At 68.5% G+C, this 15,109-nt stretch carries 13 protein-coding genes; 10 read left to right on the forward strand and 3 right to left on the reverse strand.

Annotation, left to right across the window (positions count from 1 at the left end; translation table 11 throughout):
* Window positions 1-9: 9 nt before the first annotated feature.
* Window positions 10-1,152 (reverse strand): MalY/PatB family protein, encoded by a 1,143-nt coding sequence (locus E3T34_RS10800; protein ID WP_134342992.1) that lies wholly within the window; start codon window positions 1,150-1,152, stop codon window positions 10-12.
* A gap of 63 nt (window positions 1,153-1,215) precedes the next feature.
* Between E3T34_RS10800 and E3T34_RS10805 the strand changes: the two genes are divergently transcribed.
* The 7 genes from E3T34_RS10805 to guaA all read left to right on the forward strand — a co-directional run bounded on the left by E3T34_RS10805 (window position 1,216) and on the right by guaA (window position 9,592).
* Complete coding sequence (locus tag E3T34_RS10805) at window positions 1,216-2,334, forward strand: GuaB3 family IMP dehydrogenase-related protein (RefSeq protein ID WP_104100918.1); 1,119 nt, start codon at window positions 1,216-1,218, stop codon at window positions 2,332-2,334.
* An 87-nt stretch (window positions 2,335-2,421) separates the two neighbouring features.
* Window positions 2,422-4,152 carry a glycerol-3-phosphate dehydrogenase/oxidase gene (locus tag E3T34_RS10810; protein ID WP_134342979.1) on the forward strand — a complete coding sequence of 577 codons (1,731 nt, stop codon included), beginning with the start codon at window positions 2,422-2,424 and terminating at the stop codon, window positions 4,150-4,152.
* A 574-nt stretch (window positions 4,153-4,726) separates the two neighbouring features.
* Window positions 4,727-5,254 (forward strand): cation:proton antiporter regulatory subunit, encoded by a 528-nt coding sequence (locus tag E3T34_RS10815; protein WP_104100916.1) that lies wholly within the window; start codon window positions 4,727-4,729, stop codon window positions 5,252-5,254.
* A gap of 2 nt (window positions 5,255-5,256) precedes the next feature.
* Window positions 5,257-6,765, forward strand: a complete 1,509-nt coding sequence (locus E3T34_RS10820; protein ID WP_134342980.1) for a cation:proton antiporter — start codon at window positions 5,257-5,259, stop codon at window positions 6,763-6,765.
* Window positions 6,762-7,547: an SURF1 family protein gene (locus E3T34_RS10825; RefSeq protein ID WP_104100914.1), complete on the forward strand. Its 786-nt coding sequence runs from the start codon at window positions 6,762-6,764 to the stop codon at window positions 7,545-7,547. The genes E3T34_RS10820 and E3T34_RS10825 overlap by 4 nt, the downstream gene beginning before the upstream one ends.
* Window positions 7,548-7,556: 9 nt before the next feature.
* Window positions 7,557-8,003, forward strand: coding sequence for a DUF3817 domain-containing protein (locus E3T34_RS10830; RefSeq protein WP_134342981.1), 447 nt, complete (start codon window positions 7,557-7,559; stop codon window positions 8,001-8,003).
* Window positions 8,000-9,592, forward strand: a complete 1,593-nt coding sequence (guaA, locus tag E3T34_RS10835; RefSeq protein ID WP_233191399.1) for a glutamine-hydrolyzing GMP synthase — start codon at window positions 8,000-8,002, stop codon at window positions 9,590-9,592. Before E3T34_RS10830 ends, guaA begins: the two co-directional genes overlap by 4 nt.
* A 249-nt stretch (window positions 9,593-9,841) precedes the next feature.
* Here the strand turns inward: guaA and E3T34_RS10840 are convergent, their stop codons facing one another.
* On the reverse strand, window positions 9,842-10,648 hold the full coding sequence (locus tag E3T34_RS10840; protein ID WP_104100912.1) for a Bax inhibitor-1/YccA family protein: 807 nt from the start codon (window positions 10,646-10,648) through the stop codon (window positions 9,842-9,844).
* Between the two features lie 77 nt (window positions 10,649-10,725).
* Window positions 10,726-11,262 carry a hypothetical protein gene (locus E3T34_RS10845; RefSeq protein WP_134342982.1) on the reverse strand — a complete coding sequence of 179 codons (537 nt, stop codon included), beginning with the start codon at window positions 11,260-11,262 and terminating at the stop codon, window positions 10,726-10,728.
* 38 nt (window positions 11,263-11,300) lie between these two features.
* Here E3T34_RS10845 and E3T34_RS10850 point away from each other — a divergent pair, with 38 nt between their 5' ends.
* The 3 genes from E3T34_RS10850 to E3T34_RS16545 are packed head-to-tail and all read left to right on the forward strand — an operon-like array spanning window position 11,301 to window position 15,042.
* Window positions 11,301-12,317 (forward strand): glycerophosphodiester phosphodiesterase family protein, encoded by a 1,017-nt coding sequence (locus tag E3T34_RS10850; protein WP_134342983.1) that lies wholly within the window; start codon window positions 11,301-11,303, stop codon window positions 12,315-12,317.
* 59 nt (window positions 12,318-12,376) lie between these two features.
* The gene (locus tag E3T34_RS10855; protein WP_104100909.1) at window positions 12,377-14,833 is read left to right on the forward strand and encodes an ATP-dependent helicase; all 2,457 of its coding nucleotides are present in this window, start codon (window positions 12,377-12,379) and stop codon (window positions 14,831-14,833) included.
* Complete coding sequence (locus E3T34_RS16545; protein ID WP_241977394.1) at window positions 14,833-15,042, forward strand: hypothetical protein; 210 nt, start codon at window positions 14,833-14,835, stop codon at window positions 15,040-15,042. Before E3T34_RS10855 ends, E3T34_RS16545 begins: the two co-directional genes overlap by 1 nt.
* The last annotated feature ends 67 nt before the right edge of the window (window positions 15,043-15,109 follow it).

The following is a 15,109-nucleotide window of genomic DNA, read 5'->3' on the forward strand; positions in this document are numbered from 1 at the left end:
CGAGGGCGACTAGGCGGCCGCGGCCAGCCGGGAGACCGCTTCCGCGAGCACCTCAGGTGAACACCCGAAGTTGAGACGCGCGAAGCCCCGGCCCGGTTCGCCGAACATCGGGCCGGGGCTGAGCGCGACCCGGGCCTGCTCGAGTGCGACCAGCGCCGGGTCGTCACCCCAGCCGAGGCTCCGCAGGTCAAGCCAGGCCAGGTAGCCGGCCCCTGGCTGCCGGTAGCCGACCCCGGGCAGTTGCGCGTCGAGCAGCGCGGCGAGCTCGTGCCGATTGTCGTCGAGGGCCGCGATCACCCCGTCCAGCCACGGCTCCCCGTCGCGGAACGCCGCGATGCCGGCGATCAGCCCGAACTGGCTTGTGCGCCAGGACACCTCCTGGGGCAGGGCGGCGAGCTCGGCGCGCATCCGTTCGCCGGCGGTGACGAGAAGCGCGCATTTGAGGCCGGCCAGGTTCCAGGCCTTGCTCGCGCTCGTCACGCAGACGCCGTGGTCGGCGGCCTCGGTGGAGACCGTGAGGTAGGGCGTGAAAGCGGCGTCGGTGTAGGTCAGCGGGGCGTGGACCTCGTCGCTGACGACCGTGACGCCGTAGTGGGCGGCGAGCTCGGACAGCGCCGTAAGGTCCTGGACGGTGTGCGGATGCCCGATCGGGTTGTGCGGGTTGCAGAGCAGCACGCAGCGCACGCCCGATCGGAAGGCGCGCTCGAGGCCGTCCAGGTCGAGGGTCCAGCCGGTCTGACCGGCGAGGAGTGGCACGGCGTGCGGCACCCCGCCGGCCTCGGGCACGAGGTCGAAGAACGGCGGGTAGACCGGGGGAGTGATCACAACCCGGTCGCCGGGCCTGATCAGCATTCGCAGGGTCTCCACGATGGCCACGCTGACATCCGTCGTGGTGGTCACCTGCTCCGGGTCGACCTGCCAGCCCCAGCGGCGACCGGCGAACCCCGCGAAGGCCGCGCCAAGCCCGTTGACCGGTGCGACATACCCGGTGTCGCTGCGCCGCACCGCCGCTGTCAACGCGTCCCGGATAGGTTCGGCGAGCGGAAAGTCGGACTCGGCGACGAAGAGCGGCAGCACATCGGCGGGAAAACTGCGCCATTTCATGCTGGTGCGCTCGCGCAGGAAGGACAGAGGGTCGGCGGTGACGTCCATCACCTCAGGATGCACCCCGCGGCATCCGTCGTCGAGGAGCGCCGCGGCACCTAAACTGAAATCATGGAAATCGAGATCGGCCGCTCCAAGCGCGCCCGCCGCGTGTACGCCTTCGACGACATCGCGATTGTGCCCAGCCGGCGCACCCGCGACCCGGAGGATGTGTCGGTCGACTGGACCATCGACGCGTATCAATTCTCGATCCCGTTCCTCGCGGCGCCGATGGACTCCGTGGTCTCCCCGCAGACGGCCATCATGATGGGTCAGCTCGGCGGCGTCGGCGTGCTCGACCTCGAGGGCCTCTGGACCCGCTATGACAACCCCGAGCCGCTCCTCGCCGAGATCCGCGAGCTGCCCGCCGACCGGGCCACCGCGCGCATGCAGGAGATGTACTCCGAGCCGATCAAGCCTGAGCTCGTCACCGCCCGCCTCGCGGAGATCCGCGCGGCCGGCGTGACTGTGGCCGGCGCCCTGTCGCCGCAGCGCACGCAGGAATTGTACGAGACCGTCGTCGCCGCCGGCGTCGACCTGTTCGTCATCCGCGGAACCACCGTTTCTGCCGAGCACGTCTCGCAGAACCAGGAACCCCTCAACCTCAAGAAGTTCATCTACGAACTCGACGTACCCGTGATCGTGGGCGGGGCGGCGACCTACACCGCGGCCCTGCACCTCATGCGCACGGGTGCGGCCGGCGTGCTCGTCGGATTCGGCGGCGGCGCGGCCTCGACCACGCGCGCCTCCCTCGGCATCCACGCGCCCATGGCCACGGCCGTGGCCGATGTCGCCGGTGCCCGTCGGGACTACATGGACGAGTCCGGTGGACGCTACGTGCACGTCATCGCTGACGGCGGCCTCAACACCTCCGGCGACATCGTCAAGGCCATCGCCTGCGGCGCCGACGCCGTCATGCTCGGCACCGCGCTGGCCCGGGCGACGGATGCCCCCGGCGGCGGCTTCCACTGGGGTGCCGAGGTGCACCACTCGAAGCTGCCCCGCGGCAAGCGGGTCGAGGTGGGAGCCCTGGCGCCGCTCGAGACCATTCTGTATGGCCCGACGCCGATCGCCGACGGCACCGCGAACCTCGTCGGCGCGCTGCGCCGGTCGATGGCGACCACCGGTTACTCCGACCTGAAGGAATTCCAGCGCGTCGAGGTGGTCGTCGCCCCGTACCGGGGGAATTAGACGGTTGTCGCGCCGCACCGAGTGAACTAGCGTCGGTATGAATTAGCGTCAGGTAAGCACCACACCATCCGGAATGGGAGTGAGCACATGGCACCAGGTAATTCGGCGTCGCGATCCACGAAACTGGGTCCGGAGGAACGAGCTGCGGCCCTCGAACGGCTGAAGGGCAAAGAGCTCGACATCCTCGTGGTCGGCGGCGGCATCGTCGGCACCGGAGCCGCCCTGGACGCGGTCACCCGCGGCCTGAGCGTGGGAATCCTCGAGGCCAGGGACTGGGCGTCGGGAACGTCGAGCCGGTCGTCCAAACTGGTGCACGGCGGCATCCGCTACCTGGAACAGGCCGACTTCCGGTTGGTGCGCGAGGCTCTGACGGAGCGTGGCCTGCTCCTGCAGCGCATCGCCCCGCACCTGGTGAAGCCGGTGCGGTTCCTGTACCCGCTCAGGAAGCGCGTCACCGAGCGCTTCTACGTGGGCGCCGGCATGCTCCTCTACGACCTGTTTTCATATACCGGCGGGCGCGCCCCCGGTGTGCCGCATCACCGCCACCTGTCCAAGCGGCAGGTGAAGGGGCTTCTGCCCAGCCTGAACACCGACACGATCGTCGGCGGCATCACCTACTACGACGGGCAGGTCGACGACGCGCTCTACGTGGCCTCGCTCGTGCGCACCGCGTCGTTCTACGGGGCGCACGCGGCCAGCCGGGTGCGGGTCGAAGGATTCATCAAGGTGGGTGAGCGGGTGGTCGGCGTGCACGCCCACGACCTGCAGACCGATGAACGGTTCGAGGTGCGGGCCCGGCAGGTCGTGAACGCCACCGGGGTCTGGACCGACGACACGCAGCGCATGGTCGGCGAACGCGGCACGTTCAAGGTGCGCGCGTCGAAAGGCATCCACCTGGTCGTGCCCCGGGACCGGTTCCAGTCGGCCATGGGGCTGCTGCTGCGCACCGAGAAGAGCGTCCTGTTCGTGATCCCCTGGGGACGACACTGGCTGATCGGCACGACCGACACGGACTGGCATCTGGACAAGGCGCACCCGGCCGCCACCGCCGCCGACATCGACTACCTGCTCGAACACGTGAACGCCGTGCTCCGGGTGCCGCTGACCCGGGAGGACGTCGAGGGAGTCTACGCCGGCCTGCGGCCGCTCCTGGCCGGGGAGTCGGAGAGCACCTCGAAGCTGTCCCGCGAACACCTCGTCGGACACTCCGTGCCCGGCCTGGTGGTGATCGCGGGCGGAAAGTGGACCACGTACCGGGTGATGGCGAAGGATGCGATCGATGCGGCCGTCGACGCCTTCGACGAACGGGTCCCGGCCTCCACCACGGCGGAGATCCCGCTGCTCGGCGCCGAGGGCTACCAGGCCGCCTGGAACAAGCGCGGCCGGATCGCGCGGGCGTTCGGCCTGCACACCGTCCGCGTCGAGCACCTGCTGAACCGCTACGGCACCCTGACCGACGAGCTTCTCGACCTGATCCGCAAGACCCCGTCACTGGCGGACCCGCTGCCGGGGGCCGACGACTACATCGAGGCGGAGGTTGTGTACGCGGCCACGCATATGGGCGCCCTGCACCTCGAGGACGTGCTGGCTCGCCGCACTCGCATCTCGATCGAGGCCTGGGACCGCGGCGTCTCGGCGGCGCCCGTGGCCGCGCGGCTGATGGCCGGGGTGCTCGGCTGGGACGAAGCCCGGGAGACGCGCGAAGTGGGCACCTACCTCAAGCGGGTGGCGGCGGAACGCGCGTCGCAGCAGCAGCCCGACGACGAGTCCGCCGACCGCGTGCGGCTCGAGGCTCCGGACATCGCCGCCACGAAATAGGAGCGAGCCTCTCCTGCCGCCACCCTCGCCCGGCGTCCGCTCCCTGCCTCCGCTTGTCCGCTCGCACCCCGCCGGTGCGTGAACGAATTCGACGGAGATTCTGCCCTGTGGGGCCTGAAAAATGCCCGACAGCGCCGTTCAGAGCAAAATCTCCGTCGAATTGGTTAGGCCGGCAGAGCGCACGCGTGTGGCCAACTCAGGACATCCGTCGCCTGGGCTGCCCGCCCGACACGGACCAGAGCAGAACTCGTGCGGGTGCCCGGGCCCGGCCGGACGGATCTCCTGCGTTAGCCGCAACACCGAGCGGATGTGCCGCAGCGCCTTTGTGGTTCGGGCATCCGCCAGACACTCAGCCCCAGCCCGTACCAATTCGACGGAGATTTTGGCCCGTGCGGGGCAGAAAGCGCCCGACAGCGCCTTCGAGAGCAAAATCTCCGTCGAATTGGTGAGAGCAGTGGGCGGCGCGGCGGCGGGCCGCGGGGCCGCGGGGCTGGCGGCGCGACAGCGGGCGGGAGGCACGCAAACTCGCTCCGGTAGACTGGGCTGACTGCCCACAAACCTCAGGAGTTGCACCATGGTTGACGTTCGGCGGGTCAAACTTCCCGGGGTGGGAGTGCTGCACACCTTCATCACGGATGACGGCGGCAAAGTGGGCGTCATCGCCCACCGCTCGGGGCACAGCGACCTCATCACCTTCGCGGACGACGAGGGCGGCCCCGACGCCGCCAAGGTGTCCCTGCGGCTGAACGAAGACGAAGCGCACACACTCGCCGAGCTCCTCGGCGGCACCCAGATCACCGAGTCGCTCACCGCGCTCGACCAGATCCCCGGCCTCAGCATCGACTGGTTCACCGTCGACTACGAAGACCACATCGCCGGCCAGGCGCTCGGCAACCCCGCCGACCGCGGCATAGCCGGTCTGACGGTCGTGGCCGTCGTCCGCGGGGAGTCCGCGAACCCGGCGCCCGCCCACGACTTCCGTGTCTTCCCCGGCGACACGCTCGTCGTCGCCGGCTCGCCCGAGAAGGTCGCGAAGGCCTTCGCCTTCTTCCGCACCGGCGAGGTTAAGGCCAAGTCCGTCGACGCGCCGCCCGGGGGCTAAACATGCAACTCGGCGAAGACCTCATCACTCTTGGCATCCTGCTCGTCGTTGCCTATCTCCTCGGTCGTGCCGGAAAGCTGATCGGGCTGCCGTCCATCCCCATCTACATGATTGTCGGGCTCCTGGCCAGCCCGAACACCGGCTGGTTCCCGCTGGACTTCCAGTCGGCGGACATCGAACTGATCGCCATTTTCGGGCTGATCCTGCTCCTGTTCAGCCTCGGCCTCGAATTCGACCAGGAGGCGTTCTTCGGCGACGCCGGAAAACTCCTGATTTCCGGCGGCTCCTACGTTCTGATCAACATGGGAGTCGGCTTCGCGTTCGGCCTGATGGTCGGCTGGGGCAGCCGGGAGGCCCTTGTGATCGCCGGAATGACCGGCACCTCCTCGAGCGCCATCATCACCAAGCTCCTGATCGAACTGCGCCGGCTTGCCAACAAGGAAACTCCGATGATCCTCGGCGTGACCGTCGTCGGCGACATCTTCATCGCGGTCTACCTGGCGATCGTCTCCGTCGTGCTCAGCGGCAAGACCGAGGCCTGGCCGATCGTGCTGCAACTGAGCATCGCCTTCCTCTTTCTCGTCGTGATGTTCTCGGTGGCCCGCTGGGGCGCCAAAGTCGTCTCCCGGCTGATGCGCACCAAGGACGACGAACTGTTCACCATCCTCTTCTTCGGGCTCGCCGTGCTCTTTGCCGGGATCGGTGAGATCATCGGCGTGACGGATGCGATCGGGGCCTTCCTGATCGGGGTGGTGCTCGGCGCGAGCACGTACCGCGGCCGGATCGAGCGCGTCGCCGTACCCCTGCGCGACGTGTTCGGGGCTTTCTTCTTCCTCAACTTCGGCCTCGCGCTGAACGTGGCCGAATTCGGATCGGTGATCACCATCGTGTTCGCGGCCGTCGGCATGACCTTCGTGCTCAGCCTGATCTCCGGAATGCTGATGGCGAAACTGCACGGCATGGGCCCGCGGGAGGGACTCAACACCGCGGCCATCTTCGTCAACCGCGGCGAGTTCACGCTGATCCTGGCAACCCTGTCGGTGACCGCGGGTCTCGATCAGCGGCTGCAGCCCTTCGCCGGCCTCTACGTGCTCACGATGGCGATCCTGGGGCCGCTCTTCGCGGCGAACTCCGAGAAGATCGGCGCGGCCCTGCGGCGACGCCGGAAAGCCGTCCCGGCCCGGAAACGCGCCCACGACGTGATGCTGGCGGAGGAAATCGCCCTGGTCGAGGCGGCCACCGCCGCCGACACCGGCACGGATGCCCAACGCGCCGCCGACCGTCTCCTCGCCGACCACCGCCAGCGCCCGACCGCCGCGGCACCCGGCGCGGGGTCGGCCATGGCACCTGCCGACGCGACCGCCGACTCGGAGGCAGATGCCGCCGCGGCCGACGGACCGGCGTCCGCGGCCCCGGACTCCATGCTCGACTTCATCTCCGGCCGGCGTTCGGCCGAAACCGGCCCGGTCGACAAGCCGGCGCGTGACACCGCTTCAGGGGACTACTCATGATCACAACCATGCTCCGGCCGCGCTGGCTGATCGCGCTGCTGCTGGCGCTCGCGATCGCCGCGGCCTTCGCCCTGCTCGGCCGGTGGCAGCTCGAACGCGCCATCGCGTCCGGCGAAGTCGTGGAGCGCAGCACCGAGACCGTGCAGCCGCTCCACGAGGCGGTGTCGCCGGACGGGCCGCCGCGCGAGTCAGCGACCGGCCAGCTGGTCACCGTGGACGGCTCCTTCGTGCCGGGGGACGACGTGCTGATCAGCGAACGCCTCAACGGGGGCGACAGCGGTTTCTGGGTAGTGAGCCGCTTGTCGACGGTGGAAACGGCATCCGTGCCCGTCTCCACCATCGCCGTGGCTCGCGGCTGGGCCGCCACCGAGGAGGAGGCCAGGTCGGCGATCGAGGCGCTCTCGGCGCAGGCCGCCGCGCAGCAGCAGACCGTGACGGGCCGCTTCGTTCCCTCCGAGGCTCCCGTCGTGCCGGACGAGGACAGCGACCCGCGCACCCAGACCACGGTCTCCACCGCCGCGCTGATCAACCGGTGGGCGGACTTCACCGACCAGTCCGTCTACGCCGGCTACATCGTCGACACGGATGCTGCCGCGAACCTCACCGTGATCGACTCGCCCGTGCCCGGCAACGACGCATCGGTCAACTGGCTGAACATCTTCTACGCCCTCGAGTGGGCAGTCTTCGCCGGCTTCGCGGTGTTCCTCTGGTACCGCCTGGTTCGGGACGACTGGGAGCGTCAGCAGGAGCAGGCCGCCATCGACGCGACGGAGGCCGTCTAGAATTGGCCCATGCCACTTGACCCCAAGCCTGCCGACATCCCCAAAATCCCCGGTGCGCTCCGGCTCTACAAGGTTTCCTCGGTCATCACCGGTGTCTTCCTGCTGCTGCTCTGCGTCGAGGTCTTCCTGAAGTTCGTGCTGCAGCTCGAAATCGAAGTCGGCGGCCCGAACGGGATCATCGCCCTCGTCGCCCGGGACTCGGTGACCGCATTCAACCTGAGCACCGGCATCCTGATCGTGCACGGCTGGCTGTACGTGCTCTACCTGTTCAGTGACTTCCAGCTCTGGAGCCTGATGCGCTGGTCATTCCCCAAGTTTCTGCTGATCGCACTCGGAGGCATCATTCCTACCCTGTCCTTCTTCCTCGAGGTGCGCGTCGCGCGCGAGGTCAACGCCTTCCTGGCGACGCACGCCGACTCGTCTGCCGCTGCCGCTGGGGCCGAGGCCCGCTCGTGAGCGCCGCTGTGAGCGCCTCGACCGGTGCCCGCCCCGTTCTGGTGGTCGACTTCGGTGCCCAGTACGCGCAGCTGATCGCGCGCCGGGTGCGCGAGGCATCCGTCTACTCCGAGATCGTGGCCCACTCGATCACCGCGGCCGAGGTCGCGGAGAAGAACCCGCTCGGCATCGTGCTCAGCGGCGGGCCGTCCAGCGTCTACGCCGAGGGTGCCCCCACCTTCGACCCGGACATCTTCGACCTGGGCATCCCGATCCTGGGCATCTGCTACGGCTTTCAGGTGATGGCCACGACCCTTGGCGGCGAGGTGGCCCGCACTGGCCGGAGCGAGTACGGCGCGACCCCGGTCAGAGTCACCGACAGCGGCAACGCGTTGCTGGCCGGGCAGCCGGCCGAGCAGACGGCGTGGATGAGCCACGGTGACTCCGTGTCGAAAGCCCCCGCCGGCTTCTCGGTGCTCGCGTCCACGAGTTCCACCCCGGTCGCCGCCTTCGCGAACGATACGCGCCGGCTCTACGGCGTGCAGTGGCACCCCGAGGTCAAGCACTCCGAATTCGGCCAGAACGTGCTCGAGAACTTCCTGCACCGCGCCGCCGGCATCCCCGCCGACTGGAACAGCGGCAACGTCATCGCCGAACAGGTGGCCCGCATCCAGGCCCAGGTCGGCACCGGCAAGGTCATCTGCGGGCTCTCCGGCGGAGTCGATTCCGCCGTGGCCGCTGCCCTCGTGCACAAGGCCATCGGCGACCAGCTCGTCTGCGTGTTCGTCGACCACGGCCTGCTCCGCCAGGACGAGCGCCGTCAGGTCGAGGAAGACTTCGTCAAGGCCACCGGCGTGCGTCTGGTCACCGTCGATGTGCGTGAGCGGTTCCTGACCGCGCTGGAGGGCGTCAGCGACCCGGAGACCAAGCGCAAGATCATCGGTCGTGAGTTCATCCGCACCTTCGAGCAGGCTCAGGCCGAATTGATCAAGGAAGCGGCGGCAACGAATGAAGACCCGATCCGCTTCCTTGTGCAGGGCACCCTGTACCCGGACGTCGTCGAGTCCGGCGGCGGCAGCGGCACCGCCAACATCAAGAGCCACCACAACGTCGGGGGCCTGCCGGAAGACCTGCAGTTCGAATTGATCGAACCGCTGCGCACCCTGTTCAAAGACGAAGTGCGCGCGATCGGCGCCGAGCTGGGACTGCCGGCCGAGATCGTGCAGCGCCAGCCGTTCCCCGGACCCGGACTCGGCATCCGCATCGTGGGCTCGATCACCCAGGACCGGCTCGACCTGCTTCGCCACGCGGATGCGATCGTGCGCGCCGAGCTGAGCGCCGCGGGCCTCGACCGTGAGATCTGGCAGTGCCCGGTGGTGCTGCTCGCCGACGTGCGGTCCGTGGGCGTGCAGGGTGACGGCCGCACCTACGGGCACCCGATCGTGTTGCGCCCGGTGTCGTCGGAAGACGCCATGACGGCCGACTGGACCCGCCTGCCGTACGACCTGCTGGCGCGGATCTCGAACCGGATCACGAACGAGGTGGACGGGGTGAACCGCGTCGTGCTCGACGTCACGTCCAAGCCGCCGGGGACCATCGAATGGGAGTAGGGGAATGCTGCCGGTTGTGATGCGGGGAGTAAGAGTGTCGCTCCTCAGCTCAAACTATGGGCGGCGGATGCCGGACCCTCCGCTTCGCTCCGGGGCCGGCATCCGCCGCCCATAACTCGACACCCCGCGACACGCCCTCTCCCCGCCTCGCGATCGCTGAGGGACAAGCAACTTTGGGGGTGAGTACGACGAAAGGGCCGCCCCGATGGGGCGGCCCTTTCTGCGTGCGGTCGTGCGGCGGGGTGGGTACTACTCGCGGGCGATGGCGAAGATGCGGAGCATCTCGACGTAGAGCCAGACGACGGTGAGCATGATGCCGAAGGCCCCGGTCCAGCCGTACTTGCGGGGGATTCGGTTGTTGACGCCGCGCTGGATGAAGTCGAAGTCGAGCACCAGCGAGTACGCGGCCATGATCACGGCGAGGACGCCGATCAGGAGGCCGATCGGGATGCCGAAGATCTCGGCGCTGCGAAGACCGAACGCGTTGTCGGTCGCGCCGAAGACCATCATGCCGAAGTTGATCAGCGAGAACACGCCGTAGCCGATCATGGCGATCATGAAGACCTTGGTGGCCTTCTTGGAGGCGCGGATCTTGCCGCTGGCGAAGAGGGCCAGCGTGACGCCGACGACGACGAGCGTGGCGAGCACGGCCTGGGTGACGACACCCGGGTAGATCTGCTCGAAGACGATCGAGATGCCACCGACGAAGAGGCCCTGGGCCGCGGCGTACGCGAGGATCAGGGGCGGCGACGGCTCCTTTTTGAACGCGTTGACCAGTCCGAGGACCAGACCCGCGATCGCGCCGACGATGAGCGGCAGCATCGTCACCGGGGTGACCAGCCAGCCGATGGCTGCGGTCACCAGCAGCAAGGCGAAGCTGAGCACCGTCTTGCGGATGGTGTCGTCGTAGCTCATCCGGTCGGTGTCCTGTGAACCGGCGGAGGGAGCGTTGAACATGCCCTGCAGGTCGCTGTCGGAGAGCACCTTGCCACCTGCAGTGGCGCCAGGAGCGCCGAACGCGGCGTTTCGGGAGAATGCGGGGTTGGAAGATGCCATGGTTGCCGAAGCTCACAATCAAGTGGGTAGGTAGCGGAGCCAACACCGGTAAGTGCTGGACGGTTCCTAGATTCTATTCAGATCTGCTGGGGATCCGCCGTATTCAGGTTTGCGACTCGCGGTGACCGGGGGCGGCGCCCCGCCGACCAGCCGGCCAGCCACCAGGCGAGCCAGGAGGAGGCCGCCGTGGTGATGAAACCGATTAGATAACCGACCCAGTTCTGGTCGTAATTGTTCAGCGCGTCCTTGAGCAGGAAACTCATCGTGATCGACGGGATCAGGGCCAGGTAGCTCAACCACGGGCGGTGCCGCACGAGCAGCCAGCAGGCTAGAAGCACGGCGAAGACACCGTTGAAATCGGCTCCACCCAGCAGCAGGATGCTGCACAGCAGGGCCGGAACCAGAACCGTGAGCCGCCGCCACAGGGCCCCCGGCAGAATCAGCCAGCCCAGCACGTGCAGGGGCGGGCCGATGGCCAGGAAGAACAGGCTGTAGGTACTGGTGAAGTTCGTGGCAAGCACCCCGAGCACGACCAGCGTCAGTCCGGTCGCGTAGCGGGCGCGGTAGCTGCCCCACCGGTGCAGGCGGGTCGGTGGAACGGTCCAGGGTGTCATCGCCTCGATTCTGGCAGTTGCACGCGTAGGGTTGGCAAATGCAGCCGATTGTGATCGGTCACCGCGGGGCGAGCGGTTACCGACCAGAGCACACCCGTTCCGCCTACGAACTGGCCGTCGCTCTCGGCGCGGACGCGGTCGAGCCTGACATCGTCGCCACCCGCGACGGTGTACTGGTGGTGCGCCACGAGAACGAGATCGGGGCGACGACGAATGTCGCAGCGCACCCCGAGTTCGCCGGCCGCCGGGCGACCAAGGTGATCGACGGCATCCGGCTCACCGGCTGGTTCACCGAGGACTTCACCTGGGCCGAGCTGCGCACCCTGCGCGCCCGGGAGCGCCTGCCCGAAGTGCGGAAGGCAAGCGCCACCTTCGACGACCGGTTCCCCCTGCTGCGCCTGCGGGACGTGTTCAAGCTGATGGACCGGCTGTCCGGACGGGTGCGCCGGCCCATCGGCGTCGTCGCCGAGCTCAAGCACGCCACCTACTTCGAGTCGATCGGGCTTCCGCTCGACGAGCTGTTCGCCGCCGAGGTCAACGACGCCGGTTGGAACGCCGGCGACGGCCGCCTCACCATCGAGAGCTTCGAGCGCAGCCTCCTCGACAAGGTCTACGCGCGCGGCATCTACGGCAAGCGTGTCTTCCTGCTCGAGGCGCGCGGCAAACCCGCCGACGAGGTCGCGCTGCTCGGGCCGAAAGCGCCCCGCTACGCCGACTACCTCTCCGACACCGGGCTCTACGGGCTGAGCGGCACGGTCGACGGGATCAGCGTGCCCAAATCCCTCATCCTGGCCACGGATGCCGATGGTCACGTCTCCGGCGCCTCCGACCTGGTCGACGCCGCGCACGCCGCGGACCTGGAGATCTACTGCTGGACGCTGCGCCCGGAGAACCGGTACCTTGCGAAGACGTTCCGCCGTGGGCGGCTGCGGGCCGACTTCGGAAACTGGCAGGCCGAGTTCCGCACCATCCTCGGCACCGGGATCGACGGGGTCTTCGCCGACCACCCCGACCTGGCGGTGCTCGTGCGGGACGAGCTGGCCGCGGAGGACTGACCGGGGCGCTGCCCCGCACCGGGGCGGTGTCAGACGCAGCACCTAGAATTGGGAGCGATATGACGACCCTCTTCGACCCGGACCACACGCCCGCCCGCCAGGTCCCCTCCGCGGTGCCCATCATCCTGGACGGAGCGGCTCCGCGCGACCGAGAGAGTCCACTGCTCGAAGGGCTCAACCCCCAGCAACGCGAGGCCGTGCTGTACCGCGGACCGGCGCTGCTGATCATCGCGGGCGCCGGCTCCGGGAAGACCAGCGTGCTCACCCGCCGCATCGCCAGTCTGCTGGAGAGCCGCGAGGCCTGGCCGAGCCAGATCCTCGCCATCACCTTCACCAACAAGGCCGCGGCGGAGATGCGGGAGCGGGTGCGGGCGATCCTCGGCCAGGGGGCCGACGGCATGTGGATCAGCACCTTCCATTCCTCCTGCGTGCGCATCCTGCGCCGCGAAGCGGAAAGCGCGGGCCTCTCCGCCACGTTCAGCATCTACGACTCGGCCGACACCAAGGTCACGCTCAAGCGCATCATCAAGGCCCTCGACGCCGATACGCTCGGCTTCACGCCCGGTAATGCGTCAGCGAAGATCTCCAAGCTCAAGAACGAGCTCGCGGACGCCGACTCCTACGCCCGCAACGCGAACATGAGCGACCCGCAGGAGGTCATGTTCGTCGAGATCTTCCGGCAGTACACCCATCGGCTGCGCGCGGCCAACGCCCTCGACTTCGACGACCTGATCGGCGAGACGGTCTACCTGTTCCGCGCGTTCCCGAAGGTCGCGGCCCTCTATCGGCGCCGGTTCCGCCACATCCTGGTCGACGAATACCAGGACACCAACCACGCGCAGTACTCGCTGGTGCGCGAGCTGACCCGTCCCGTCGAGCCCGACCTGGCCGAGGAGATGGAGGCGACCGGTGTGCACGTGCGCAACCTGCGCGACGCCTCCGGCGGCATCCCGGGAGCCTCGCTCACCGTGGTCGGCGACTCCGACCAGTCGATCTACGCCTTCCGAGGCGCGGACACCCGCAACATCAGCGAGTTCGAGCGCGACTTTCCGGGCACCAGGGTGATCCTGCTCGAGCAGAACTACCGCTCGACCCAGAACATCCTCTCGGCCGCCAACGCGGTGATCGGCCACAACTTCGACCGCACAGACAAGAAACTGTGGAGCGCGGGCGGCGACGGCGAGAAGATCGTGGGCTACACGGCCTATTCCGGTCACGACGAGGCCCAGTTCGTCTCGGACGAGATCGAGGTGCTGCACCGCGCCGGCATGGCCTACCGCGACATGGCCGTGTTCTACCGCACCAACGCGCAGACCCGTGCGCTTGAAGAAATCCTGGTGCGCTCCGCGGTGCCCTACCGGGTCGTCGGCGGCACCAAGTTCTACGAGCGGGCTGAGATCAAGGATGCGCTGGCATACCTGATCGCCGTCGCGAACCCGAACGACGAACTGGCGCTGCGTCGCATCCTGAACACCCCCAAGCGCGGAATCGGCCCGGCCACCGAGACGGCGCTGGCGAGCTTCGCGGAGGCGAACCAGATCAGCTTCCGGCAGTCGATGCGCGACTGCGCATCGCTGGGCCTCGGCCCCAAGGTGACCGGGGCCATCCTGAAGCTGGCAACCTTGCTCGACGAGGCGGCGCTGAAGCTCGACCCGGAGAACCCGGCCGGCACGGCGAACGTGTCCGAGCTGCTTACGTTCCTGCTCGATGGCAGCGGACTGCTCAGCCTGCTGCGAGGCAGCCGCGACCCGCAAGACGAGGCGCGCGCCGAGAACATCGAGGAACTCGTCGCCCAGACCAAGGACTTCAACAAGGAGAACCCCGACTCGGGGCTGGTCGACTTCCTCACCCAGGTGTCCCTGGTCGCCGCCGCCGACGACCTCGACGACGCCTCCGGAACGGTGTCCCTGATGACCCTGCACACGGCGAAGGGACTCGAATACGAGGCCGTGTTCCTGACCGGCGTGGAGGAGGGCCTGCTGCCGCACCAGATGTCGGCCAACGAGCCCGGCGGGCCCGCCGAGGAGCGGCGCCTGTTCTACGTGGGCATCACCCGAGCCCGCCAGAGGCTCTACCTCTCCCTGGCGATGACCCGGGCCCAGTTCGGCGACATTAACGTGGCCATGCCCAGCCGCTACCTGCAGGAGATCCCCGTCGACCTGATCGACTGGAAGCAGTCCCCGGGCATGGCGAACTCCCGCGGCGGTACCCAGCCCCGGGCGCTGAACGCGAGACGCGACGGGTTCGGCGGCGGGTTCGCGGGGCGCGGTGACCCGCAGGCGCTGCCGCCCGCGCCGAAGAAGAAGACCGAATGGGCCAGCCGGGTGCCGAGCCAGGTGCGCGACAACGGTGACCTCACCCTGATGCAGGGCGACCGCATCCGTCACGTCGATTTCGGCGACGGCCGCGTCAACCAGGTCACCGGTGACGGCACCAAGCGCATCGCGCACGTCCAGTTCGACACGGCGGGCGCAAAGAAGCTTCTGATCAAGATCGCGCCGATCGAGAAGCTCTAGTGGCGGAGCCGCGTGCCGCGGGTCCCGGCGCGCCGGGCCCGGGCAGACCGGAGACCCTGCTCGAACGCGTGAAATCGGTGCGCGCCCTCGACCTCGAGGTGGCGTCCCGGGCCAGCATCGCCGTGGTCGTGCCACTCGTCGTTCTCGTTCTGCTGGGCCGGATCGACTGGGCCGCCTACGCGTCGTTCGGGGCGATGACGTCGCTCTAAGGCCGGAGCGAGCCGTACCGGATTCGCGCGCGCACGGTCAGCGTCGCCGCGGCCTTCCTGCTGGTCA

Origin of the sequence: Cryobacterium sp. TMT1-62 (genome assembly GCF_004403145.1) — a bacterium.
GTDB lineage: Bacteria > Actinomycetota > Actinomycetes > Actinomycetales > Microbacteriaceae > Cryobacterium > Cryobacterium sandaracinum.